This is a genomic window from Neisseria sp. P0021.S006 (genome assembly GCF_051956895.1).
The window spans coordinates 1-828 of record NZ_JBQCWZ010000590.1; the positions used below are offsets into that span (position 1 = coordinate 1).

The following is an 828-nucleotide window of genomic DNA, read 5'->3' on the forward strand; positions in this document are numbered from 1 at the left end:
ACCAACTGACCTGCGTGTTTGTTGACCACGGTCTGTTGCGTTTGAACGAAGGCAAAATGGTGATGGACATGTTTGCCCGCAACTTAGGAGTACGCGTGATTCACGTTGATGCCGAAGAGCAGTTTTTGGCGAAACTTGCCGGCGTGACCGATCCGGAGAAAAAACGCAAAATCATCGGTGCGGAATTTATCGAAGTATTTGACGCTGAAGAGAAAAAACTCACTAACGCCAAATGGTTGGCGCAAGGTACGATTTACCCTGACGTAATCGAATCCGCAGGCGCGAAAACCAAAAAAGCCCATGCCATCAAATCCCACCACAATGTCGGCGGCCTGCCTGAAAACATGAAGCTCAAATTGCTTGAGCCGTTGCGCGACTTGTTCAAAGACGAAGTACGCGAATTGGGCGTCGCTTTGGGTCTGCCGCGTGAAATGGTGTACCGTCATCCGTTCCCGGGCCCAGGTTTGGGTGTGCGTATCTTGGGCGAAGTGAAAAAAGAATACGCCGACTTGCTCCGTCAAGCAGACGATATTTTCATTCAAGAATTGCGCAATACTACCGATGAAAACGGCACATCTTGGTACGATCTGACCAGCCAAGCCTTTGCCGTATTCCTGCCTGTGAAATCCGTCGGCGTAATGGGCGACGGCCGTACTTACGATTATGTCGTAGCTTTGCGTGCCGTGATTACCAGCGACTTTATGACTGCCCACTGGGCTGAGCTGCCATACTCGCTGCTTGGTCGAGTGTCCAACCGCATCATCAACGAAGTCAAAGGCATCAACCGCGTGGTTTATGATGTCAGCGGCAAACCGCCTGCCACGATTG

Annotated in this window: 1 protein-coding gene; it reads left to right on the plus strand. The window is 51.3% G+C overall.

Going from position 1 to position 828, the window contains the following annotated elements; genetic code table 11:
- Window positions 1-828: glutamine-hydrolyzing GMP synthase (gene guaA / locus ACTHUM_RS15880; RefSeq protein ID WP_440403404.1), on the plus strand; the 828-nt coding region annotated here is incomplete at both ends.